Source organism: Prevotella pectinovora, from assembly GCF_041323955.1.
Lineage (GTDB): Bacteria > Bacteroidota > Bacteroidia > Bacteroidales > Bacteroidaceae > Prevotella > Prevotella pectinovora.
The window spans coordinates 1,395,780-1,420,201 of the sequence record NZ_JBGLIV010000001.1 but is presented as its reverse complement, the minus strand read 5'-3'; the positions used below and the strand labels follow the sequence as shown (position 1 = coordinate 1,420,201).

General features: G+C 48.7%; 19 protein-coding genes and 2 tRNA genes. 16 read left to right on the top strand and 5 right to left on the bottom strand.

Annotated features, from left to right (window positions below; genetic code table 11):
- Positions 1-105: 105 nt before the first annotated feature.
- Positions 106-540 carry a large-conductance mechanosensitive channel protein MscL gene (gene mscL / locus ACDC99_RS05630; protein WP_370756126.1) on the bottom strand — a complete coding sequence of 145 codons (435 nt, stop codon included), beginning with the start codon at positions 538-540 and terminating at the stop codon, positions 106-108.
- A gap of 200 nt (positions 541-740) precedes the next feature.
- Here mscL and gap point away from each other — a divergent pair, with 200 nt between their 5' ends.
- The 3 genes from gap (at position 741) to ACDC99_RS05615 (ending at position 3,747) form a co-directional block, all read left to right on the top strand.
- Positions 741-1,772 (top strand): type I glyceraldehyde-3-phosphate dehydrogenase, encoded by a 1,032-nt coding sequence (gene gap, locus ACDC99_RS05625; protein WP_022315967.1) that lies wholly within the window; start codon positions 741-743, stop codon positions 1,770-1,772.
- Between the two features lie 125 nt (positions 1,773-1,897).
- Entirely contained in the window at positions 1,898-2,818 is a 921-nt protein-coding gene (miaA, locus tag ACDC99_RS05620) for a tRNA (adenosine(37)-N6)-dimethylallyltransferase MiaA (protein WP_042517167.1), read from the top strand.
- On the top strand, positions 2,815-3,747 hold the full coding sequence (locus tag ACDC99_RS05615) for a diacylglycerol/lipid kinase family protein (protein WP_042517165.1): 933 nt from the start codon (positions 2,815-2,817) through the stop codon (positions 3,745-3,747). Before miaA ends, ACDC99_RS05615 begins: the two co-directional genes overlap by 4 nt.
- A 106-nt stretch (positions 3,748-3,853) precedes the next feature.
- Here ACDC99_RS05615 and ACDC99_RS05610 read toward each other — a convergent pair whose 3' ends face one another.
- Entirely contained in the window at positions 3,854-4,558 is a 705-nt protein-coding gene (locus tag ACDC99_RS05610; protein ID WP_022315964.1) for a Crp/Fnr family transcriptional regulator, read from the bottom strand.
- Positions 4,559-4,826: 268 nt separating this feature from the next.
- On the opposite strand from ACDC99_RS05610, the gene ACDC99_RS05605 reads away from it, so the two are divergent.
- The 3 genes from ACDC99_RS05605 to ACDC99_RS05595 are packed head-to-tail and all read left to right on the top strand — an operon-like array spanning position 4,827 to position 9,531.
- On the top strand, positions 4,827-6,776 hold the full coding sequence (locus ACDC99_RS05605) for a glycogen debranching enzyme N-terminal domain-containing protein (protein ID WP_288762651.1): 1,950 nt from the start codon (positions 4,827-4,829) through the stop codon (positions 6,774-6,776).
- 13 nt (positions 6,777-6,789) lie between these two features.
- Positions 6,790-8,055 carry a glycosyltransferase family 4 protein gene (locus ACDC99_RS05600; RefSeq protein WP_370756122.1) on the top strand — a complete coding sequence of 422 codons (1,266 nt, stop codon included), beginning with the start codon at positions 6,790-6,792 and terminating at the stop codon, positions 8,053-8,055.
- A gap of 33 nt (positions 8,056-8,088) precedes the next feature.
- Positions 8,089-9,531 (top strand): glycoside hydrolase family 57 protein, encoded by a 1,443-nt coding sequence (locus ACDC99_RS05595; protein WP_288767854.1) that lies wholly within the window; start codon positions 8,089-8,091, stop codon positions 9,529-9,531.
- A gap of 237 nt (positions 9,532-9,768) precedes the next feature.
- Here ACDC99_RS05595 and ACDC99_RS05590 read toward each other — a convergent pair whose 3' ends face one another.
- Positions 9,769-10,146 carry a hypothetical protein gene (locus ACDC99_RS05590; RefSeq protein WP_022315960.1) on the bottom strand — a complete coding sequence of 126 codons (378 nt, stop codon included), beginning with the start codon at positions 10,144-10,146 and terminating at the stop codon, positions 9,769-9,771.
- A 244-nt stretch (positions 10,147-10,390) separates the two neighbouring features.
- Here ACDC99_RS05590 and recR point away from each other — a divergent pair, with 244 nt between their 5' ends.
- From recR to ACDC99_RS05555, 7 genes are all read left to right on the top strand, one after another.
- Complete coding sequence (gene recR, locus ACDC99_RS05585; protein WP_370756914.1) at positions 10,391-11,005, top strand: recombination mediator RecR; 615 nt, start codon at positions 10,391-10,393, stop codon at positions 11,003-11,005.
- A gap of 236 nt (positions 11,006-11,241) precedes the next feature.
- Positions 11,242-11,682, top strand: a complete 441-nt coding sequence (locus ACDC99_RS05580) for a hypothetical protein (protein ID WP_042517217.1) — start codon at positions 11,242-11,244, stop codon at positions 11,680-11,682.
- Positions 11,679-12,875, top strand: coding sequence for a glycosyltransferase family 2 protein (locus tag ACDC99_RS05575; protein ID WP_022315957.1), 1,197 nt, complete (start codon positions 11,679-11,681; stop codon positions 12,873-12,875). The genes ACDC99_RS05580 and ACDC99_RS05575 overlap by 4 nt, the downstream gene beginning before the upstream one ends.
- A 147-nt stretch (positions 12,876-13,022) precedes the next feature.
- The gene (locus tag ACDC99_RS05570) at positions 13,023-13,541 is read left to right on the top strand and encodes a GNAT family N-acetyltransferase (protein WP_156139340.1); all 519 of its coding nucleotides are present in this window, start codon (positions 13,023-13,025) and stop codon (positions 13,539-13,541) included.
- A 75-nt stretch (positions 13,542-13,616) separates the two neighbouring features.
- Positions 13,617-13,690, top strand: a tRNA-Asp gene (locus ACDC99_RS05565).
- A 30-nt stretch (positions 13,691-13,720) separates the two neighbouring features.
- Positions 13,721-13,794 (top strand) — tRNA-Asp (locus ACDC99_RS05560).
- A gap of 129 nt (positions 13,795-13,923) precedes the next feature.
- Positions 13,924-16,653: a hypothetical protein gene (locus tag ACDC99_RS05555; protein WP_370756119.1), complete on the top strand. Its 2,730-nt coding sequence runs from the start codon at positions 13,924-13,926 to the stop codon at positions 16,651-16,653.
- 203 nt (positions 16,654-16,856) lie between these two features.
- On the opposite strand, the gene uvrA is transcribed toward ACDC99_RS05555, so the two are convergent.
- Together uvrA and ACDC99_RS05545 are read right to left on the bottom strand one after the other, a co-directional pair.
- Positions 16,857-19,697: an excinuclease ABC subunit UvrA gene (uvrA, locus tag ACDC99_RS05550; protein WP_370756117.1), complete on the bottom strand. Its 2,841-nt coding sequence runs from the start codon at positions 19,695-19,697 to the stop codon at positions 16,857-16,859.
- On the bottom strand, positions 19,694-20,425 hold the full coding sequence (locus ACDC99_RS05545; protein WP_052484702.1) for a gliding motility-associated C-terminal domain-containing protein: 732 nt from the start codon (positions 20,423-20,425) through the stop codon (positions 19,694-19,696). Before ACDC99_RS05545 ends, uvrA begins: the two co-directional genes overlap by 4 nt.
- Positions 20,426-20,551: 126 nt before the next feature.
- Between ACDC99_RS05545 and ACDC99_RS05540 the strand changes: the two genes are divergently transcribed.
- From ACDC99_RS05540 to ACDC99_RS05530, 3 genes are all read left to right on the top strand, one after another.
- Positions 20,552-21,898: an ABC transporter substrate-binding protein gene (locus ACDC99_RS05540; RefSeq protein ID WP_370756115.1), complete on the top strand. Its 1,347-nt coding sequence runs from the start codon at positions 20,552-20,554 to the stop codon at positions 21,896-21,898.
- A 45-nt stretch (positions 21,899-21,943) separates the two neighbouring features.
- Entirely contained in the window at positions 21,944-22,690 is a 747-nt protein-coding gene (locus tag ACDC99_RS05535) for a porin family protein (RefSeq protein WP_022315951.1), read from the top strand.
- Between the two features lie 171 nt (positions 22,691-22,861).
- Positions 22,862-24,391, top strand: coding sequence for a peptide MFS transporter (locus ACDC99_RS05530; protein ID WP_022315950.1), 1,530 nt, complete (start codon positions 22,862-22,864; stop codon positions 24,389-24,391).
- Positions 24,392-24,422 lie beyond the last annotated feature (31 nt).

Sequence of the window (24,422 nt, the reverse complement as noted above, 5' to 3'; positions counted from 1 at the left end):
ATGAAAAGGGTGAATATGACCTTTTGCATGTCCTGTTTGTTTTTGATGTACTTTTGTGCAGACTTTCTGGTAATCATTACATACTCCCGTCTGCAGAATTAACAATTATGCCTTGTTGGCTTTCAGCAAGTCTCTGATTTCAGTCAGAAGCAGCTCTTCCTTCGTCGGAGTTGTAGCTGCTACCGTTTCCTCCTTCTTTTCTTCCTCTTTTTTCTTTCTTGCCATCTTGTTTATTCCCTTGATGAGCATAAATACGCAGAGGGCGATGATGATGAAGTCGAAAGTCGTCTGAAGAAAATTGCCATAGTTGATAGTGGCAGGCTGTAATCTCTCAATTCCAACGTCAACCGATGGCAGTGTTACTTTCAGATCTCTGAAATTGACACCTCCGATAAGCCATCCGATGGGCGGCATGATGATGTCGTTCACTATAGAAGATATGATTTTTCCGAAAGCGCCACCGATAATCACACCGACTGCCATGTCAACGGCATTTCCTTTTACCGCAAACTCCTTAAATTCATTTATAAATTTGCCCATATATTATTTTTATATAATTTAATAATTAAAGTTGATGCAAATATAGATATTTTTTGTAACTTTGCCGCCGTTAAAGAGGGAAAAGTTTAAAGTGGATGCTAATCTTCTCTTTTATATAATAGTAGAATTCAGGTATAACTGATTAGGCATGTAATTTAAAAGAAATATTTTATTATTTTCAACTTAAAATAAACATTACAATGATTAAGATTGGTATTAACGGTTTTGGTCGTATCGGCCGTTTCGTTTTCCGCTCAACATGTGAGGCTGAGAACGCAAAAGAAGTTCAGGTTGTAGCTATCAACGATCTTTGCCCTGTAGATTACATGGCATATATGTTGAAGTATGATACAATGCACGGACGTTTCAACGGTACAGTTGAGGCAGATGTTGAGAAGAACGAGTTGATCGTTAACGGAAACCACATCCGCGTTACTGCTGAGCGTGATCCTGAGAACTTGAAGTGGGACGAGGTAGGTGCAGAGTATGTAGTAGAGTCTACAGGTCTCTTCCTCGCTTATGATAAGGCTGAGAAGCACTTGAAGGCAGGTGCTAAGTACGTAGTGCTTTCTGCTCCTTCAAAGGCTGACGCTAACGGAAATCAGGCAGACATGTTCGTTTGCGGTGTAAACACAGACAAATACAACGGACAGAAGATCGTTTCTAACGCTTCTTGTACAACTAACTGCTTGGCTCCTATCGCTAAGGTGCTGAATGACAACTTCGGTATCGAGAACGGTTTGATGACTACTGTTCACTCTACAACAGCTACACAGAAGACTGTTGACGGACCTTCTATGAAGGACTGGAGAGGTGGTCGTGCCGCTGCTGGCAACATCATCCCTTCTACAACAGGTGCAGCTAAGGCTGTAGGTAAGGTTATCCCTGAGCTGAACGGCAAGCTGACAGGTATCTCTATGCGTGTACCTACATTGGACGTATCTGTAGTTGACCTGACTGTAAACCTCGCAAAGCCTGCTACTAAGGAGGCTATCTGCGCTGCTATGAAGGCTGCTTCAGAGGGCGAGTTGAAGGGTGTACTCGGATACACAGAGGATGCTGTTGTTTCTTCTGACTTCCTTGGCTGCCCATTGACTTCTATCTTCGACGCTAACGCAGGTGTATACCTCACAGACAACTTCGTAAAGGTTGTTTCTTGGTATGACAACGAGATCGGTTACTCTCACAAGGTTGTTGACCTGATCAAGATCATGAAGAAGCACAATGGTTAATTCATTGGCGTTTTTTCCGCAATTATAAAAAAAAGACCGTTCGGCATTGCCGTGCGGTCTTTTTTTATTAATTTTGTAAACCAATATTGTATTTCTAACTTTAAACGTAACTTGATATAGCCGAAATGATACCGATGATAACAATTCTTGGCCCTACGGCAAGTGGCAAGACCGATATTGCCGCACATCTTGCAGCCGAACTGTCTGCAGAGATAATTTCTGCTGACAGTCGTCAGGTGTACAGGCGAATGGATATTGGTACAGGAAAAGACCTTGCGGACTATGTCGTTGATGGTAAGCGTGTGCCTTACCATCTGATAGATATTGTTGAGCCAGGCACCAAGTATAACCTATTTGAGTATCAGAGGGACTTTCTTGAGGCGTATAATGATATCAGGAGTCGTGGCAAGAATGTAATTTTGTGTGGTGGAACCGGTTTGTATATAGAGTCGGTGCTCAAGGGGTACAGACTTATTCCAGTGCCGGAAAATAAAGAGCTGAGGCATAAACTTGAGGGAAAATCCCTTCTCGAATTGACGTCAATTCTCGAACGTCTAAAGGCTGAAAACAACTCCAATATGCACAATTCTACGGATGTCGATACTTCTAAACGTGCAATACGTGCCATAGAAATTGAGATGGCGTACAAAGAGGCGCATATTGAAGAAAGGACATTTCCGAAGATAGACAATGTTATTATCGGTGTAGGCATAGACAGGGATTTGCGTCGCATGAAAATCACGCGGAGACTTGACCAACGCCTTCAGGACGGAATGGTTGACGAAGTGAAATCCCTGCTTGATTCTGGCATACCGGCCGACGACCTCATATATTATGGACTTGAGTATAAGTTCGTGACAGAATATATATTAGGGAAATCGACGTTTGAAGAGATGCACCGTTCATTAGAGATTGCAATACATCAATTCGCCAAACGGCAGATGACATGGTTTCGTGGTATGGAGCGTCGTGGTTTTACTATCCATTGGATAGATGCAGCTGATAGTATGGAAGAGAAAATTAACGAAATAAAGAAGGTATTATGAAAGAGCAAACTCGTTGGGGAATACTTTATTGCCCTAAGCACAGTGTCACAAGTCCGATGCGACGCTGGAAGAAAATAGAGAAGATACTCAATGCGTATCAAATCGACTATGATTTCGTTCAGAGTGAGAGTAGCGACAGTGTGGTTCGGCTAATCTCGATGTTTATCAGCAATGGCTATAAGACTATAGTTGTTGTCGGTGGAGATTCTGCGCTTAATGATGCCGTGAATTGTCTGATGAGTACCGACAAGGCTACTCGTGAATCAATAGCTCTTGGAGTTATTCCAAATGGAATGATGAATGAGTTTGCCCGTTATTGGGGGTTCAAGGAGAGTGAGCCTGAGCAGACCATAAAATGGTTGCAAGAAAGGAGGATAAGGAAGGTAGACCTCGGTTGTATCCGATATACAAACAAGAAGAACGAAAAGTGTCATCGTTATTTCCTTAATTGTGTTAATATAGGACTGTTGTCTGCAATAATGAATCTCAGAAACCAGACTCGTCGTCTTCTTGGTTCGCGTACTTTGTCATACCTGTTCTCTATGGCTTTGATGGTGTTCCAGCGTCTGGAATACAAGATGCATCTGAAAATAAACAATGATGTTGTCAAGCGTAAGGTGATGACTGTATGTGTTGGCAACGCTGAGGGTTATGGCCAGACGCCCAATGCTGTGCCGTATAATGGGTTGCTTGATGTCTCGGTGGTTTACCATCCAGAGATGATGCAGTTGATAGAAGGCTTTTATCTTTTGTTTACAGGTAAGTTTCTCAACCACAAGAGCGTACACCCTTATCGTACTCGTCGTGTTGATGTTCTTGATGCTTCTCATGCTATGGTATCCGTAGACGGCAGACTGCTCAAGACACCAGTCGGTGAGTATAGTATAGAGGTGGAGCAGGAAGTCATCAATTTCCTTATTCCTGAGTAATTACTATTATATGTTGTCTCTCATTATGGCAGATATCCGTCAAATACGACATTGTGGACTAATGACCGTTAATGGGTAAATAGGGTAGGGCGTAGTAGTGTTGTATTTATCCGTTTTCGGATATCTTTTTCAGCTCGTTCTCGTTGATGATTTTTATTTTCCTTCCGTCTATCGCTATGATTTTTTCAGCAGCGAAGGCGGAAAGGGTTCTTATGGCATTGCTCGTTGTCATGTTAGACATGCTGGCGAGCTCCTCTCTGCTGAGGTATATGCTCATTGTATATCCGTCGGCTTCAATCCCATATCTGTCTTTAAGTATAATTAGCGTTTCTGCCAGTCTGCCGCGGATATGCTTCTGTGTGAGGTTTATTGTCCTGCAATCAGCTTTTCCCAGTTCTATTGCCAGTTGTTTGATTAGTTGCATACATACATTGTTGTTTTGGTGCATCAGCTTGACAACCAGCTTCATAGGCATCGAAGCAACAATCGAATGTTCAAATGCAATTGCCGACGTGAGATAGTCGTCTTCTGCAAAATATGCTCTGAAGCTGAATATCTCTGACTGGCGTATTGTACGCAAAATCTGGTCGCGTCCCATTGCGCCGCTTTTGCATATCTTTACCTTTCCTGTGATGAGCCATTTGATGCTTTCAGGTATTTCCAGTTCTTTGTATATATAGTCGTTCTTGTTGTACTCCTCAACCGTTATATTCTCTGAAATTATCTTTTTCTCGTTGTCTGTCAGTGGTTCCCACAGGCTAAAAATGATGTCTTCAATCTTTTCCGTGCTAATTTCTTTGACTTTTACCATTTACCAAAACCTATTGTGCTGTTTGAGTTGTTTTGTCCTTAGACTCTTTTCAATTTGCAAAAATACTGCTTTTTTCTTAAATGTTTAAACTTTACACTCAATTTTTATGTTATATAACATCTATTCCGGATTTGTTCCGAAAAAATGAACACATTATTTTGTGGAATTAATAATAATTATTATTTTTGAAGTGCCAAACGATTGTATGGTTTCTATGCTTCAAGTTTGGTATAACATAATAAATGTATTAACACCTTAATAGAATATTATGAGCTATCTTCGATTTGAAAGAAGTCTGATGACCAATTTGGAAGAGTCTCTTTCCAGAGAGCTGCTCCGCACCAACCGGTCTGGCGCGTATTCTTGTTCGACGATTGTTGACTGTAATACTCGCAAGTATCATGGGTTGTTGGTAGTGCCCGTTCCTGAATTGGATGAAGAAAATCATGTATTGCTCTCCTCGTTGGACGTTACAGTAGTTCAACATGGTGCCGAGTTCAATCTTGGCCTTCATAAGTATCGCGGAAACAACTTCAGCCCCAATGGCCACAAGTACATCCGTGAATTTAATTGTGACAGTGTGCCGACTACCATTTATCGTGTCGGGGGAGTCGTTCTGAAGAAAGAAGTCGTGTTCCAGCATTATGAGGACAGGATTCTTCTGAGATATACTTTGCTTGACGCCCATAGTTCCACAACGCTTCGCTTCCGCCCGTTTATGGCATTCAGAAGCGTCAGGGAGTTTACTCATGAGAATTCAGCGGCAAATAGGGATTACCAGCTTGTAGACAACGGAATCAAGACCCAGATGTATAAAGGTTATCCTTATCTGTATATGCAGTTCAGTAAGGGCAACGAGTTTGTCTTCCATCCTGACTGGTATAGAGGAATAGAATATCCAAAGGAACAGGAGAGGGGTTACGATTCTTATGAGGATCTTTATGTGCCTGGATATTTTGAGACAGAAATCAAGAAGGGCGAGAGTATTGTCTTTTCAGCCTCAACGTCAGAGATCAAGACTGGAGGATTGCTGAAACTCTTCCAGAAGGAAGTTGACGAAAGAAATCCGAGAGACAATTTCTACCATTGTCTTGTAAATGCCGCTCACCAGTTCCATAACACCAAGAATGGTTCTGAGTGTTATCTGCTCTCCGGTTATCCTTGGTTCAAGAGCAGGGCTAGAGACACGTTCATCTCCCTCCCTGGTCTTACATTGTCAATAGACGAAGTGGGCTACTTTGAAAAGGTGATGGCTACTGCCGAGAAGGGTTATAAGGAATTCATGCGTGAGAAACCCGTTACCGTTAGTCTCAGTGAGATAGACCAGCCCGATGTGCCATTATGGGCAATATGGTCTATTCAGCAGTATGCCAAAGTGGTAGGTGATGAGAAATGCCTTAAGAAATATGGCAAATTCATTTTTGACATTCTCCATTTCCTCTTGGAAGGCAAACATCCATATATGCGTGTAGAAGATAACGGTCTTGTATATGTTGACGGAAAGGGTAAGGTCATGACATGGATGAACTCCACTGTGAACGGCAGACTTGTCGTACCTCGCAACGGATATATAGTGGAAATCAACTCTTTGTGGTATAATGCTTTGGGCTTTGCCGCAAGACTCAACAAGATAGAAGGAGACGCTCAGTTTACGGAGACGCTTGAGGAATTGTCGGCACGATGCAAAGAGTCGTTCGTAAAAACATTCCTCAATGACTATGGTTATCTTTTCGACTATGTCGACGGCAATATGATGGATTGGAGCGTCAGACCTAATATGCTGTTTGCCATAGCTCTCGACTATTCGCCTCTCACGGCAGACCAGCGTAAAAGCATCCTTGATGTCTGTACCAGGGAATTGCTCACGCCAAAGGGCATGCGAACCCTTTCGCCAAAGAGCGGCGGCTATAATCCTATATGTGCCGGTCCGCAGATGCAGCGTGACCTGTCTTACCATCAGGGCACGGCATGGCCATGGCTTGGCGGTTTCTATATGGAAGCATGTCTCAAGATATATCGTCGCACGAGGCTCAGCTTCATCGAGCGTCAGCTGGTGGGATATGAGGACGAGATGCAGACAAACTGCCTCGGCACCCTGCCCGAGATGTTCGACGGCAACCCTCCGTTCAAGGCTCGCGGAGCCATATCCTTTGCGATGAATGTAGGAGAGACATTGCGCACTTTGAGTATATTGGAAAAATACACAGATATAATATAAGGAGGAAGACAGTATGAAAGTTTTAATGTTTGGCTGGGAGTATCCTCCTCATGTATACGGTGGTCTTGCAACTGCAAATTTCGGAATCACTCAGGGTCTTCATGCCCAGGGCGACATTGACATAACATTGTGCTTGCCAAAGCCATTTGGTGATGAGGACCATACAGCAGCGCGTATCGTGGCGATGAATTGTGTGCCTATAGCCTGGCGCAACGTAGACTACGACTATGTGAAGAGTAGAATCGGCAATGTGATGGACCCCGATTATTATTATCGTCTGCGCGATCATCTCTATGCGGATTTCAATTATATGTATGTCAACGAGCTTGGATGCATGGATTTCGCCGGCGGTTACCCGTCAAATCTCCACGATGAGATAAACAACTATTCCATAATAGCTGGAGTGGTGGCTCGCACCGAGGATTTCGACATTATCCACGCCCACGACTGGCTTACTTATCCAGCCGGCATCCATGCCAAGCGGGTTAGTGGCAAACCGCTCTGCATCCACGTGCATGCCACGGATTTTGACAGGAGCCGAGGAAATGTGAACCCTACGGTGTATTCTATTGAGAAAGACGGAATGGATAATGCCGACTGCATCATGTGTGTGTCTGAGCTGACACGCCAGACAGTGATAAACCAATACCATCAGGACCCACGCAAGTGCTTTGCCATGCACAATGCCGTTTATCCATTGCGTCAGGAGCTACAGGACATTCCTCGCCCCGACCACACCGGCAAGGAGAAGATTGTGACCTTCCTCGGTAGGCTCACAATGCAGAAGGGGCCGGAGTATTTTGTCGAGGCCGCCAATATGGTGCTGCATCGCACCCGTAATGTGCGTTTCTGCATGGCAGGCAGCGGTGACATGATGGACCAGATGATTTATCTTGCTGCCAAGAGAGGCATTGCCGACCGTTTCCACTTCCCAGGCTTCATGAGAGGCAAGGAAGTCTACGAATGTTTGAAGGATTCCGACGTTTATGTCATGCCGTCTGTCAGCGAGCCGTTCGGAATCTCGCCTTTGGAGGCTATGCAATGTGGCACGCCTACGATAATCTCCAAGCAGAGTGGTTGCGGCGAGATTCTCACAAACTGCATTAAGGTGGACTATTGGGACGTTCACGCCCTTGCTGACGCCATCTACTCCATCTGCCACAATGACGGCCTTTTCCATTATCTCCAGGAGGAGGGCAAGAAGGAGGTCGACCAGATTACATGGGAGAAGGTGGGCTTGAGGATAAGAAAACTCTACGACCAGCTGCTTTTGCGTTAGTCAATATGATAATTAACAAAAAATCTATATAAGATGAAAACAATTTGCTTATATTTTGAAATACACCAGATAGTCCATTTGAAGAGATACCGTTTCTTTGACATTGGAACAGACCATTACTATTATGACGACTATGAGAACGACAGAAGCATAGGCGAAATAGCCGAGCGTTCTTATATGCCTGCGCTCAATGCGTTCCTTGACATGATAAAAGAAAACGGCGACTATTTCAAGGTTGCCTTTTCGCTTTCCGGAGTTGGTCTCGAGCAGCTTGAGTTGCATGCCCCACAGGTGATAGCCAAGCTTCAGGAACTCAACGACACTGGCTGCGTGGAATTCCTGGCCGAGCCATATTCTCACGGACTTTCCTCTCTTGCCAACGACGAGTGTTTCATCGCCGATGTCAGGAGGCAGATGTCGAAGATGGAAGAATATTTCGGCAAGCGTCCTACCGTATTGCGCAACTCCTCGCTCATCTATAGCGACGAGATAGGCAATGTGGCAGCTTCTATGGGCTTCAAGGGAATGCTGACAGAAGGCGCCAAGCACGTTCTCGGTTGGAAGTCTCCGCATTATGTCTACAACTGTTGTCAGGCTCCTGGTCTGAAGTTGCTTCTCCGCGATGTAGATCTCAGCGACGATATCAGTCTGCGCTTCAACGACAGTGACTGGGAAGGCTATCCGTTGTTTGCCGACAATTATGTCAACAGGATTGCCACACTGCCAGAAGACGAGCAGGTTATAAATATCTTCATGGAGCTTTTGGCTCTTGGCATTTCGCAGCCTTTGTCTTCAAACATCCTTGAGTTCATCAAGGCTTTGCCGAGATGTGCCCGTCAGAAGGGAATCACTTTCTCCACGCCCTCTGAGGTGTGTGGCAGGATGAACAGTGTAGGCGACCTATTCGTGCCCGACACCCTGTCATGGGTCGATGAGGAGAGGGATGTGAGCTGCTGGCTCGGCAATCCTATGCAACGCGAGGCGTTCGATAAGCTCTACAGTATTGCCGACCGTGTGAGAATAGCCAACGACCCTCGCATCAATCAGGACTGGGACTATCTGCAGGCAAGCAACAACTTCAGATTTATGACCACCAAGCCGTCGAATGTAGGTCTAGACCGCGGCATCTACAATTCGCCGTTTGATGCCTTCACAAATTACATGAACATTCTTGGCGACTTCATAAACAGGGTGAACTCCCTCTACCCGGAAGAAATCGACAACGACCAGCTCGACTCTCTCCTCACCACCATCAAGAACCAGGGCGATGAGATTCAGGTTAAAGACAATGAGATAGTGCGTTTGAAAACCCGTCTGACAAAGGCTCAGGAGGATGTTGACAAGTTGAATGCCAAGCTTGACAAGTTGACTGAGAAAAAGAAGGCTGCTGCAGCTAAGACCACAACGCGCAAGACAGCAACTTCCACCCGCAAGACTGCCAAACCTGCAGCAGAGAAGGCTGACGACAAGAAGTAACATTTGATCTATAATCGAAACAATCTGAAAGTCTGTTTAAGTCGGGCAATCTGAAAAGTCAGTTTAAGCGGGACAATTTGATGAAAAAGACAATCCGCCAATAACTATAATAATAAAAGACATGCGTTTCAGAATGCATGTCTTTTTTATTGGTACGCTCGATTCCTAATGTCACAAATGACCAATTTGGAGTTTTACTTATGTAGGTCTTTCAGGAATTCTTTCCAGCGCTTTTCATTATTTCTCGCCGTCTTTTCCTTTCTTCCATTCCGCCCATTCCTTCATCGCCTGCTGCCAGTCTGTTTGTTCTCCGGCTTCGATAGCCTGCTGCTGCTTTTCCTTTTCGTCCTTCGCCTTGTCGCGCGCCCTTTTCTCTTTCATCGCCTCAATCGTGGCTTCGTCCAGTATTCGGATCGCACCTCTTTTTATAGCCTCATTTAGTTCGTTGTCGCCGAACGCCTTGCCAGGCTCGTTGAAGTCAGAGATGTTGAATTCGAATTCCGTGCGCAGAGTGTGTCTTATCTCTTTCTGCTTCGCCCTGTTGGCAGAATTCTTCAGGTGCAGTAGCTTGCCTATTTCCTTGATTTCTTTTTCCGAGTATTTGTTTCTTCCCATGTTTGTAGTTTTGTGAAAACTTTTGATTTCGCCATTGCCGTCGATGCAGCCTGTTAGGTGCGTATCTGCGATGGAGATTCTGCAAAGTTAATAAAAAAGCCGCTTGCGACAATGAAAATATTCAAAATCCGCCCTTTATAAAATGGCAGGAGCAGAAACAAAATGTGAAATAGCCGATTTTTCTTTGTGTTTCATTCCTTTTACACTACCTTTGTAGGCTGGAAGAATTATAAATGCAATTATGATAAACCAGCAATATCCCTCGAGATTGCTTGAAAAGGCAGTATCGGAATTTTCCAAGTTGCCAGGGGTGGGTCGCAAGACGGCGCTCCGTCTGGTGTTGCATCTGCTGCGTGAGGAGCCTGGTCAGACTGACTCTTTCGCCGCTGCGCTTTCGGATTTGCGCCACAACGTGAAACATTGTTCCGTGTGCCACAACATCAGCGATACCGACATCTGCCCGATATGTGCCAATCCCCACCGCGATGAGGCTTTGGTCTGTGTGGTGGAAAACATACAGGATGTGCTCGCTATAGAAAACACGCAGCAGTACAACGGCCTGTATCATGTCCTCGGTGGCGTGATTTCTCCGATGGACGGCATCGGCCCCAACGACATAGAGATAAACTCTCTGGTTGAACGTGTGCAGGCCCACGACGAGATAGAGGAGGTGATTCTTGCGCTCAGTTCCACGATGGAAGGTGATACCACCAATTTCTACATCTCCCGCAAACTTGCCCCTCTCGGTGTGAAGGTCAGTGTCATAGCCCGTGGCATTTCTGTCGGCAACGAGTTGGAATATACTGATGAGGTCACTCTGGGCAGGTCGATCGTCAACCGCACGCCGTTCAATACCTGATCTCTGCTTGACCGGTTCTGCCCCCCCCCGTCCCCGTAGGAGAAAGGTTGTATTCTGCTGCTTGTGGTGGATGTGCTGCTGATATTCAGATGTTAATGCCCAGAGTATCCGGTTCCTCCCAAACTGGGGGGCAGATGGGGCTGATGTCAGAGGCTAGGTAATGACTCCGTATAAGGTTTCTCATCAGCTGAAAAAAACTCAACAATAGTTCTTCGTTAACTAAAAAAAACATGACAATGGAAGAAAATACATTACATCCCGCAAGGAAACTCTTGCTTGGACAACTCATTGCCTACCTTTTGCTGGCGGTAGCCGTGGTGGTGGGTTTCGAGTCAGACTTTCTTGAAGTGGGAGCCTGTGCCCAAGACGTGTTCGTGAAATACCAGGTGCTCATGCTAATGGAGGTCCTCACGATATGCTTCATCCCCTTAGCTCTGAAGATGTTCGGCCTCTCTGCGGTCCGCCGTCGTCTGAAGGCTGACAGAGTCCGTGGACTTGTCCTTTTCGGTTCCTGTCGTCTGGCGATGATAGGCGTTCCTCTCGTTGCCAATACCATTCTTTATTATATGTCGATGTCCGTGGCCTATGGCTACATGGCTATAATCGGCGGTCTGTGCTTCACGTTTGTTTATCCCAGCATAGGCCGTTGTATCAATGAAACCAATATTGGAGAATGAAAATCTCAGTAATAATAGTAAACTATAACGTTAGATACTACCTCGAGCAATGTCTCTTGAGCCTTCGTAAGGCCCTTGCCGACATCCCCTCTGAGGTGTTTGTCGTAGACAATCATTCGCGCGATGGATCCGTGGAATATCTCCGCCGCCGTTTTCGTGAAGTTACCTTCGTGGCGAGCACTCACAACCTCGGTTTTGCCCGTGCTAACAATTTCGCCATCAGGAAAGCCCAGGGCGAGTACGTGCTGCTGCTTAATCCCGACACCTTCGTCGGCGAAGAGACCATCCGTGAATGTCTGGATTTCATGGACGGCCACCCGGCAGCCGGTGGACTTGGTGTAAAGATGTTGAAGTGTGACGGCGATAAAGCGATGGAGAGTAGGAGAGGGCTTCCTTCGCCGCTCACCGCCTTCTATAAGATGTGCGGACTCTGCGGGCGCTATCCCCAGAGTCGCCGCTTCGGCAAATATTACATGAGCTATCTCAGCTGGGACGAGCCTGTCCAGATAGAGGTGATAAGCGGAGCCTACTGCCTGCTGCGCCACACGGCGATAGATAAGATAGGAATGTTAGACGAAGACTTCTTCATGTATGGCGAAGACATTGACCTCTCTTACCGTCTGCTCAAGGGCGGTTTCGAAAACTGGTATCTGCCCGTCTCCATACTCCACTACAAGGGCGAGAGCACCCATAAGTCCTCCTTCCGTTACGTCCACGTCTTCTATGAGGCCATGCTCATTTTCTTCCGCAAACACTACCGCCATCTCAGCTTCTGGATAAGTCTGCCTATCCGTCTCGCCATCTATGTCAAGGCCACCATAGCCCTCGTTCAGATGCTTCTAGGCAAGTCAGCCCATTCTATGGGCTTCTTCTCGGTGAAAAGGAAGAAAGAGCCAGAATACCTGTTCCTGTGCTCCGGGAAGAACCTCTCGTCCTGCCGTCGGCTTGCCGACAACCGTGGACTTACCGCCCGATTTGTGGAATGCTCCGTTGTCGATAGGGAGAAGGGGCATGAGGCTTATCTCGACAGGCTTTCTTCCGATACCGTTACCTATGTGGTCTACGACATCTCCCTCTTCAGCTATGGCGACATACTGCGAGCCTTTGAGGGTAATCCTCGCAAGAACGTGCTGATAGGAACCTTCAACCCCCGGAACCACATCCTCATCACCGACCAGGAAGTGCTGAGATGACGGCAGGGGTGGCGATAGTGCCTGTTAGTCTGCCTTGTCGGCAAGTATGATGCATGCGATACATAAGTGCCTATATAAATAAGGTGGACGATTCCTGCCCTACAAATAGTTGAGAATACAATTTCAGACCCCAACATGACAGCAGAGATGACAAGAGAAGAACTGCCAGCCGTGAGATTCCGCGCCATAGAGCCCGAAGATCTCGACGTGCTCTACAAGATAGAAAATGACACGAGCCTATGGAACGTGGGTGTCACCAACGTGCCCTATTCCAAATACATGCTTCATGAGTATATAGCCGGTTCAAGTGGTGATATCTATGCCGACAAGCAGGTGAGGATGATAATCAGCAATGACGCAGGCGATATAGTGGGCGTTGTAGACCTCACCGATTTCGATCCCCGCCATCGCCGTGCCGAACTCGGCATCGTGATCCAGTGTCCCTTCCGAGGGCGTCATTATGCCCAGGCGGCGATAGAGAGAATCAAGGCCTATGCCCGTGACATTCTCCTTATCCATCAGCTTTATGCTTATGTGGATTGTCAGAATTCCACCGCCCTGAGGACTTTTGAAAATTGCGGCTTTATAAGCTCCATAACCCTCAAAGACTGGCTTTTCGACGGCAAAAAATACCGTGAAGCGGTGCTTATGCAATATTTTTTATAAAAAAAGTTGCGAAAAGTTTTGGAGGTTTCAAAATTATTCGTACCTTTGCAACCGCAAATGAAACGATAGAGTTCTGGTGCGTTAGTTCAGCTGGTTAGAATGCCTGCCTGTCACGCAGGAGGTCACGGGTTCGAGTCCCGTACGCACCGCTGAAACTCTTGAAATTCAAAACTCTATTTGGTGCGTTAGTTCAGCTGGTTAGAATGCCTGCCTGTCACGCAGGAGGTCACGGGTTCGAGTCCCGTACGCACCGCAAAGAAGACTGCTATATGGCAGTCTTTTTTTGTTTCATGGCATTTTCGCCAGAAAGAGATATTTATTTCCATAACGACATAAGAGATCAGACAGGTGATTTTTAATATTTAAGTTTTAGCTATAAAAGATGAAAAGACTGTATTTTTTGTATGCAACGCTCTCGATCTTCAGTTTGGGAGCTACGGCACAGGTGGCGTTGCCGCTCAGCGTGAACAAGGACGTCTTCAACGCTGACTCTATTTTCGTGGAGAAGACACGCGTGGGATGGGATGACACGGAAAGTGCCGTGAAGACCGATAACTTTCAGGACGGAGGAGTTGCCGTGTTCACCTTCAAGGACACTCCGGGAATGCTCCATCTCGACTATTCCAGAACGAGATACGGCAAGAGTAACGTGATGCTCATCCAGGAAAGCACGGACGGCAAGGAGTTCACCGACATCTATAATGGTGCCGCCTCCACTTCGTGGATCAACCTATCGGCAAACCTTAGCAAAGACACCCGCTACATCAAGCTCTATTACGACGCCAAATATACCTTCGGCGACGTTGGCTCACGCATGGGATATTGGCGAAATATCAACGTCACGGAGCCTATAGCCTCGCAGACAGATGCAGCCGTACTCTCCATGGAGTATGGCTCAAAGGCAAAAGGAACGTTCAGCGTGGCTTATTCAAACCCCGCAGGCGATATCGTGGTCACCACCGCCGACCATCACATCACCTTCGGTCCTGAGGGTTCCACATCGTTCACCATATCCGGCGTTGCCGGCAAGGAAGGCTCTGCCATAGTGGACTTCTGTTATGACTCGGCGCTGGAGCCGATGCAGGTGGGTGAGCTTACTTCGCTCTTTACCGTTGCCGACTCCGGCAATGAGGGTTACACTAAAGAATACAAGCTTGTGGCAAACATTGACGCTCCGATCATGATCTCCAGACGAGAGGGCAGCATGACCACCGTTGTGGGTCAGCAGACCACAGACACGTTCAATGTTACCTATCTGCCTACTCTCTCTGCCGACGACATCACAGTGACTTCCTCTGCCGATGACGTGGCTGCCAGTGTGGCTCCCGATGCCGACGCCGAAAACACGCTCGTGGTAACGCTCACCTATGCTCCACAGGCAGCAGCAAAAGACGCACAGGCTACCGTGAGCGTTGCGGAAGCCACATCGGGAATGAGCCTTACCTATGTGCTCACTCTCAACGCATATCAGGCAAACAGCGTCATCACCACCGTTGATGAGTATAACGACTTTGCCTCGATTGCAAATCAGGGCTTCAAGGTGGATGCTGAACTTGCCGCTGACCTTGAGTTCAGCGCTGAGAATCCAAACGTGCAGATAACGAACTTCTCGGGCTCTTTCGACGGCAAGCGTCACACCATCAAGGGTTACGGCGCAGCTGAGGAGCCGGCTCTTTTCGCTGGTAGCTCGCTCACGGGCTCCGTCAGAAACCTCGCCCTCGACAACGTGAGTCTGCTCGACGCTGATGTGCAGTCGACTGACGAGGATGGCAACGGACTCTCCGTGGAGTGCTGCTACGGCACACCCTCTGACACCCCTGCCTTACAGCTCATGAACTATGCATACATGAACACCGAGAAGGTGATAAACTGCTTCACCCGTGTGCGTGGCGAGGAGATAGACCCCACCACAGGCGAAAGAGCCACCATGTATCTCTACAAACTCTCTGGCGGTACTCTCGGCATGCTCGAGGCCGACTCCAGAACCATCGAGGGCAAGTCAGCCTGCTTTGCTCTGTGGAAACTCCTCGATAGCGAAGACGGAGCTCCGTCTGTGTTCGGAATGAAGATAGGTGCCGACGAGATGCCTTCGTTCCTCACGGCAGACAACGCCATTTCAACGGCTAGATATTTCGCCAATGTGGCCGATGCCCAGGGTGGTGTCCTCTATGCTCAGGATGGCAGATACTATGCCGACAATCTCTCTGAGTTTGATTTCGAAGCCGACGCCAACGATTTCATCGTGCTCGATGCTGACAGCGAAACTCTCGGCAGCGACTCCGTTGCCTCGCTGTCTGCCAATGTGATTACTGCCGACGGAAAGGCAAACCTAGTGCGTCTTACCGATGGAGAGGATTATTTCTTCCCTTCAGCATCGGGACTTCAGCAAATTGCGGCTGCCCGAGTGGAATATGAGCGCCAGCAGTCGCGCAATGGTCTCTATGAGCCATACGCACTGCCATTCGATATTACTGCCAGTTCGCTGCAAGACCAGTTTGAGGGTGACCAGTTTGACATTGCTTTCTTAGACCCGTCGAAGAACGTAATCGATGAGGCGCGCTCGCAGATTATCCTACAGTCTGCTTCAAACGAAGAATACAAAGGCTCCGTAGCGAAGACAATCCCTGCTGGAATGCCGTTCTTCGTTTCGTTGTCAGGCGTCGATGGCGATGCTGCAGTTCAGACCGTCATCTCGTTCGTTGGCGAGAACGTGGTTCTGACAGACCTCTCTGCCACTCCTGTCGACTATCTGCCCTTGAAAGGTACATTCAGCAGCACCAGTGCCTCTTCTATGGCTGGTGAGGAGTTCTATGCCTATATGCTCTCTCAGCTGACCGACGCCGATAAGGCGCAGCTCCTGTTCAGCGCTGCATCAGATGCCAGCGTTGAGGCTTTCAGAAACTGTATACTGCTTCACGGTAGTATCACCGACGGTGGCGTGAAGCCATTCTCTCTTGTCATCGACAAGGGCGCTGCTGACGGCATCAGCGAGGTGGCCTCCAACTCTTCTGCCGTCGCTTCTGCAATATACAACCTTGCCGGCCAGCGTGTCCTGAGGATGCTGCCGGGACAAGTGTATGTGTCTGGAGGAAAGAAGTTCGTGATGAAATAAAAACTCAAAAAACATGCATTCCTTCCGGAAAGGAAGGAAACGACAACTCCCCCGAATGGCGAGTGATTGGCAATTCAAAACTTTTTGATTCGGCCTTTCTCTCTTCCATTCGGGGGAGTTTCTTTGTTGGTAATTATGATAATATCTTTTCGCGAGGATGCATTTCCTGTAGTGTCTAATAAACGGAAAGAACCCAACCGAGATTATGGATTGTGGCTTGCTTCAAGCTCCTGCTTTATAAATCGCCATGTGTAGCCCTTGCCTGAGCGAGCCACCTCTTCGGGAGTGCCGGTCGTCATCACGTTGCCGCCGCCGCTGCCGCCCTCGGGTCCCATGTCTATGATGTGGTCGGCGAGCTTTATAACGTCGAGGTTGTGCTCTATGATAATCACGGTGTTACCTTTGTCTACGAGCCGCTCCAGCACGTTCATCAGTATGCGGATGTCTTCGAAGTGGAGTCCCGTGGTGGGCTCGTCGAGGATATACATCGTTTTGCCCGTGTCGCGTTTGCTCAGTTCGGTGGCGAGCTTCATGCGCTGGCATTCTCCGCCGCTGAGTGTGGTGGAGGGCTGTCCGAGCTTGATGTATCCTAGTCCCACGTCTTGTATGGTCTTTATCTTGCGCAGTATGTCGGGTACGTTTTCGAAGAATTCCACTGCCTGGTTTACGGTCATGTCGAGCACGTCGGCGATGCTCTTCCCCTTGTATCTCACTTCGAGCGTCTCGCGGTTGTAGCGTTTGCCATGGCACACCTCACAGGGCACCATCACATCGGGCAGGAAATTCATCTCTATTGTCTTGTATCCGTTGCCACCGCAGGCTTCGCAGCGTCCGCCCTTTACGTTGAAGGAGAAGCGTCCGGGCTTGTAGCCTCTGATTTTGGCTTCGGGCAGGTTTACGAACATCGCCCTGATGTCGCTGAACACTCCCGTGTATGTGGCGGGGTTTGAGCGTGGCGTGCGTCCTATAGGCGACTGGTCCACGTTGACCACTTTGTCGAGGTGTTCCATTCCCTCTATGCTGTCGTAGGGCATAGGTTCTTTGAGCGAGCGGTAGAAGTGTCGGCTGAGAATGGGCTGGAGAGTCTCGTTTATGAGTGTGGATTTTCCGCTGCCGCTCACTCCCGTTACTACGATCAGCTTGCCCAATGGGAAGTCAACTTCCACGTTCTTCAGGTTGTTGCCCTTCGCGCCGTGTATGATGATATGGGATCCGTTGCCCGGTCGGCGCTCTTGGGGCACGGGGATGCCCTTGGTGCCGTTGAGGTAGTCGCTCGTCACGGTGTGCTGGCGGAGCATCTCCTGTGGTGTGCCTTGGAATACGAGCTTGCCACCCTTGCGTCCGGCTCCCGGTCCAATGTCCACGATATAGTCGGCGTTGAGCATCATGTCCTTGTCGTGTTCTACCACTATCACCGTGTTGCCGATGTCTCGCAAGTTTTTCAGCGAGGTGATGAGCTTTTCGTTGTCGCGCTGATGGAGTCCGATGCTCGGCTCGTCGAGGATGTAGAGCACGTTGACGAGCTGTGAGCCAATCTGTGTGGCTAGCCTTATGCGTTGGCTTTCGCCTCCGGAGAGCGACACCGACTGGCGGTTGAGGGCGAGGTATTCCAGTCCAACATCGAGTATGAATCGTATTCTGGTCCTTATCTCCTTTAGTATTTCTGCAGCTATCTGCCTGTTTTTGTGGTCGAGGTGGGCTTCGGCTTCATCGAGCCACTGGTAGAGCTGCCTGATGTCGAGTTCTGCCACCTGCGAGATGTTCTTGTCGTAAATACGGTAGGAGAGCGATTCCTTATTGAGCCGTCCGCCGTGGCATTCGGGACAGGTCTTTACGCTCATGAACTGTTCTGCCCATTTCTGCGCTTCCTTGCTGTCGTCGCCCTGGATGGCTGCCTGAAGGTATTTCACCACTCCGTCGAAGCTGACAAAATAGTCGCTCGTTGTGTGTACCACCTCTTTCTTTATCCTTATCTTCTCGAGCTTGCCGTTGAGTATTTCGTTGAGAGCGTCGTCGGGCAGTTCCGCCACTGGTGTCTTGAGCGAGAACCCGTAGTCGTCGAGTATGGCGTCTATCTGCCAGAATATCATCTGGTTCTTGTATTTTCCGAGTGGCAGTATGGCTCCCTCGTGTATCGAGAGCGAGGTGTCTGGGATTATCTTCGCGAGGTCAATCTCGTTCACCGTGCCCAGTCCCTTGCATCGGGGGCATGCTCCTTCGGGGGAGTTGAACGAGAATTTATTAGGTGCCGGGTCGTTGTAGGCTATTCCTGATGTGGGGCACATGAGCCTCTTGCTGTAGTATTTCGCCTCGCCCGTGTCCTTGTCCATTATCATGAGCAGTCCGTCGCCCTGCCTCATTGCTGTCTGTACGCTCTTGCGCAGCCGTTCCTGGTCTTTTTCCCTTGCCTGTAGCTTGTCCACAACCACTTCAATGTTGTGGTTTTTGTATCTGTCGAGCTTCATTCCGCTCTTTATCTCCATGACCTGTCCGTCCACGTGCACGTAGAGGTACCCCTTCTTGAGCATACTCTCGAAGAGTTCGCGGTAGTGTCCCTTCCTGTTTCTCACCAGCGGGGCGAGGATAAAGATTCGCTTGCCCTCATAGGCGGTGAGTATCATTCTGATAACCTCTTCCTCTGTGTATCTGACCATTTTTTCGCCTGTCACGTAGCTGTAGGCTGTGCCGGCTCGGGCGTAGAGCAGTCGCAGAAAATCATAGATTTCGGTGGTGGTGCCCACAGTTGACCGTGGGTTCTTGTTAGTGGTCTTCTGCTCTATGCTTATTACGGGGCTCAGACCCGTTATCTTGTCCACGTCTGGGCGCTCCAGTCCGCCCAGAAAGTTACGGGCATAGGCAGAGAATGTTTCCACGTAGCGCCTCTGCCCTTCGGCGAAGATTGTGTCGAAGGCGAGTGATGATTTTCCTGAGCCGCTCATTCCTGTTATCACGGTGAGGCTATGGCTTGGGATTTCCACGTCGATGTTTTTCAGATTGTGCACCCTGGCTCCCCAGACGCATATCTTGTCGTCTTCTCTTTTCATCTGGCGGTTCCTCCTCCCGTGTTGGTGCCTTCGGTGTAGCCTCTGAGCAGGTTCACGTCTCTCTTTATATTATAGGTCTTGCCGTCGGCGCCCTTAGCTTTCACGAGCACATAGTACACGCCCTGTGCCACGTCCTTGCCTTTGTATTTGCCGTCCCATCCGTCGGCGGGGTTGGTCCATTCATAGAGCTTCTGCCCCCAGCGGTTGAAGATGTAGGCGTGGAATTCGGTGAGCGACTGGTAGCCGTCTTTCGCCTTGTAGATGTCGTTTATGCCGTCGCCGTTGGGTGAGAAGGCGTTGGGCATTTCCAGCTTGCTTTCGCTGATGGTGACGCGCAGCGGCTGCTGCTCGCTCCAGTATTCTTGTCCGTATTGTATCACGTCGTTGCCCTTGGTGAAGGTGGCGTAGAGCACTATGCTGTGGCTGCCAGCCTTGGTGAAAGTGTATTCCGTGTTCTCCTCATACCTTGTGAGATAAGGTTCTGTAGAGCCCTCGCGGGTGAAGCGCCACTCGTAGGTGGCGGTGTAGTCGCCCACGTTGCTGGCATTGGCTTGGAAATAGCCCTTGAGCGGGGCCTGGCCCGACATCTCGGCGCTTTCGGTCACTTCGCCGTCCACGCTCGTGTAGGTGGCTGTGGGGTTGATGGTCGGGGTCTCGTCGTCGGCGAAGGCGTTGCCGGCGAACAGGAACAGTGATAAGAATGCTAATATTTGTCTTGTCGTTGTCATGCTAATAACTATTTTTGCAAAAATACGGCTTTTTTCTTTGTCCTGCAAAATAATAGAAAAGATATTATTTGTGAGTTTGGATTTTTCAACTTATCTTTGTGCCCAAATAAATGATTTGAAAATAAAATGAAAAGTTTGTTCAGATTTTCCATGTTGCTGGTTATGTTGCTCTTTGCCGTCGTGGCAGAGGCGCAGCAGCAGAACTACCGCGAGATGCATAAAGTTAAGAAAGGGGAAACCCTCTTCGGGATCGCGCGTAGGTATGAAATCACCGTGGACCAGCTCATAAAAGCCAACCCCGACATGAATGCGGTGGGCTACGAACTGAAGAAAGGCGACTATATCTTCATACCATATCCCGACGGGCAGAAGCCTGAAGCCACGCAGAAACCTGCCGCTTCGCAGAAGGCAAAGGACGACAAGACAGTGAGGGTGGGCATTATGCTGCCGCTTCACAACGTGGACGGCGATGGAAGGCGCATGATAGAATACTACAGAGGATTCCTCATGGGATGCGACGAGCTGAAGAAGGCCGGGCAGAACGTGGAAGTCATGGCATGGAACGTGCCCATCGACGCCAACATCAGCCAGACACTCGCCAAGGAGGGTGCCGACAGGTGTGACGTGATTTTCGGTCCGCTATACTCCGCACAGGTTGCGCCGCTGGCGGCTTTCGCCAAGCAGCACGGCATAAAGATGGTGATACCATTCTCCATAACAGGAAACGAGGTGGAGAAAAACCCGAACGTGTTCCAGGTATACCAGTCGCCGCAGTTCTTCGCACAGCAGACGGTGAAGTATTTCATCGAGCGCTTCCAAGGGTCACACGTGGTGGTGGTGGACTGCAACGACGCCAAGAGCGACAAGGGAGTATTCACCATGGCGCTCAGAATGGCGCTCGCAGAAAAGGGAATGACATGCAGCATCACAAACCTCTCAAACAGCGGGGAATATTTCAGCAAGGCATTCAGCAGGCAGAAACCAAACGTGGTTGTGCTCAACACAGGACGCTCGCCCGAGCTGAACACAGTGATAGCAAAGCTCGACCAGCTGAAGATGGACCAGCCTGGAGTGAAAATCTCACTCTTCGGATATACAGACTGGCTTATGTATGCAAAATACAATCTCGACAAGTTCTGCAAGTATGACACATACATACCCACACATTTCTATTATAACCCACTCTCATCATCCACACAGGCATTCGAGAGGGAATACAGACTGAAATTCGACCAGAGCCTGATGGATTACCAGCCACGGTTCGCTATAACAGGACACGACCACGCTCTCTTCTTCATCAGAGGAATAAGCAAGAAGGGCAGACAGTTCCTCGGGACAGAGGCCGACAGCAATGTGCTGCAGACTCAGCTGCATTTCAAGAAGGCGGGAAGCCTGGCAGCAGGAATGCAGAACGTGGCGCTGAGCTTCGTTCACTACAACACGAACCACTCAATATCCATAATCAATTATTGACACGCCGCCACAAGCCGTGGCGACGGCAAAAGGACAAAAAGACAGATGAACAGAATGACAAGAATTCTCGCCGTGGCACTTTTTATGACGCTGCTGATCCCCGTAGGCACAATGGCACAGGTGGGAGAGCATCGAAGCGTGTTCAGCATAGGAGCCGGAGGAGGATACGTGATGAGCAACGTTGGATTCACGCCAAAGGTAAACCAGAAAATGTATGGCGGAATGATGGGAGGATTAGCATTCCGCTATGTGTGTGAGAAATATTTCAACACCATCTGCTCGGTGCAGGCAGAAGTAAACTACGCCAAGATAGGGTGGAAGGAAGACATACTCGACCTCAACGATTCTCCCGTGATAAACCCGCAGACAGGAGCGGCAGAGGAATACTCGCGCACCATAAACTATATACAAATTCCCGTGTTCGCACATCTGGCATGGGGAAAGGAAAAGAAAGGAATGCAGTTCTTCTTCCAGGCAGGACCACAGGTGGGGATCTGGCTCAGCGAGTCGACAGAAGCAAGCTACGACCTCTCGGCACCTAATCTGCAAGACCGTGCAAACAGGACGGTGGCGCAGGAGACCATGCCCGTGGAAAATAAATTCGACTATGGAATAGCTGCCGGACTCGGAATGGAATACTCGCACCCCAAGGCGGGACACCTTCAGCTGGAAGGAAGATACTATTACGGACTCGGCAACATCTACGGAGACTCGAAAAAAGACTACTTCGGAAAGTCGAACTTCGGAAACATCGTAGTGAAGCTCACTTACCTCTTCGACCTCACGAAGTGAAGCAGATAGCCGTTCGGTCGCGACGCAAGACTGCAGAAGCGGCAGAATGCTGTCGAGGTGGCGGTAAGGCTGCCTAAACAACGGTAAAACAGCTCAGACGACGGGAAGCAGCCGGGCGGAAAGGTTAACCAAGAAACATTATTAACTATTAACTATAAAAAAAACACAATTATGTTTGAAAATCAACCAAAAGGTTTGTGGGCATTAGCCTTGGCAAACACAGGTGAGCGTTTCGGATACTACACTATGCTCGCCGTGTTCTTACTCTATTTGCAGGCCAACTTCGGATTCCAGACCGGAGTGGCAAGTACCATCTACTCAACATTCCTGATGATGGTCTACTTCCTCCCGATTATCGGAGGTATAGCTGCCGACAAGTTCGGATTCGGAAAAATGGTAACCACAGGTATCTTCATCATGTTCATCGGATATCTCGTGCTCTCACTACCTCTCGGCAAAGACAGCGTGGCAATTGCTGCCATGGGAATCTCCCTCATCCTCATCGCATTGGGAACAGGTCTGTTCAAAGGAAACCTACAGGTAATGGTAGGTCGTCTTTACGACGAGCCACAGTTTGCCAGCAACCGCGACTCCGGTTTCTCACTTTTCTATATGGCAATCAACATCGGCGCTATGTTTGCACCTACTGCTGCCATCAAGATCATGAAGTGGGCGCAGATGAGTCTGGGCGTTTCTGAGGCTGATTCTTACCACTTCGCTTTCGCCGTGGCTTGTGCTTCGCTCATCCTCAGTATAGCAATCTATTATGCTTTCAGCTCTACATACAAGCACGTTCTTGCAAACGAGACAAAGGCCAAGTCGGATGATCCGGCAGCAAAGGCAGAAGTCAAGGAACTCTCTCAGGCTGAGACAAAGGAGCGCATCGTTTGTCTGTGTCTCGTCTTCGCAGTCGTTATCTTCTTCTGGATGGCGTTCCATCAGAACGGAAACACGCTGACACTCTTCGCACGTGACTTCACACAGAAGACTTCTGAAGGTCTGCAGTCTATGGCGTTCGACGTGACAAACCTCGTGGCTTGTATCTTTGTGGTTTACGGAAGCTTCGCTCTTGCACAGAGCAAGACCGGCAAGGGCAAGGGCATCGCATTCGGAGTTATCCTCGCTGCCATAGCTTTCCTCTTCTACAAGTATACCACACTCGACAGCCACGTAGACATTGAGGCTCCTATCTTCCAGCAGTTCAACCCTTGCTATGTGGTGGCTCTTACACCAGTAAGCGTGGCTCTCTTCTCATGGCTCAACAAGAAGGGCAAAGAACCAACATCACCAGAGAAAATCGGTCTCGGTATGCTCGTTGCAGCTCTCGGATTCGTGTGGATGGCAGTATGCTCAATGGGTCTTGAACTTCCGCTCACACAGGGCAACGCAGCTACGGAAGGCGCACGAGTAAGCGCAAACGTGCTCATCTCTACTTATCTCATTCTGACATTTGCAGAGCTCCTTCTTTCGCCAATCGGTATCTCGTTCGTGTCGAAGGTTGCTCCTCCAAAATATGCAGGTTTGATGATGGGTCTCTGGTTCGGTGCTACTGCTATCGGAAACCAGCTCGTTATGGTGCCTGGCATCATGTGGGGCATGAACTTCAACCTCGTGACTATATGGGGAGTTCTTGCAGGCATCTGTCTCGTTTCGGCACTCTTCATCTTCTCTATCATCAAGAAACTCAACAAAGTTTCATAAGCAAGAATAAAATTCCTCACAGAAATTTATT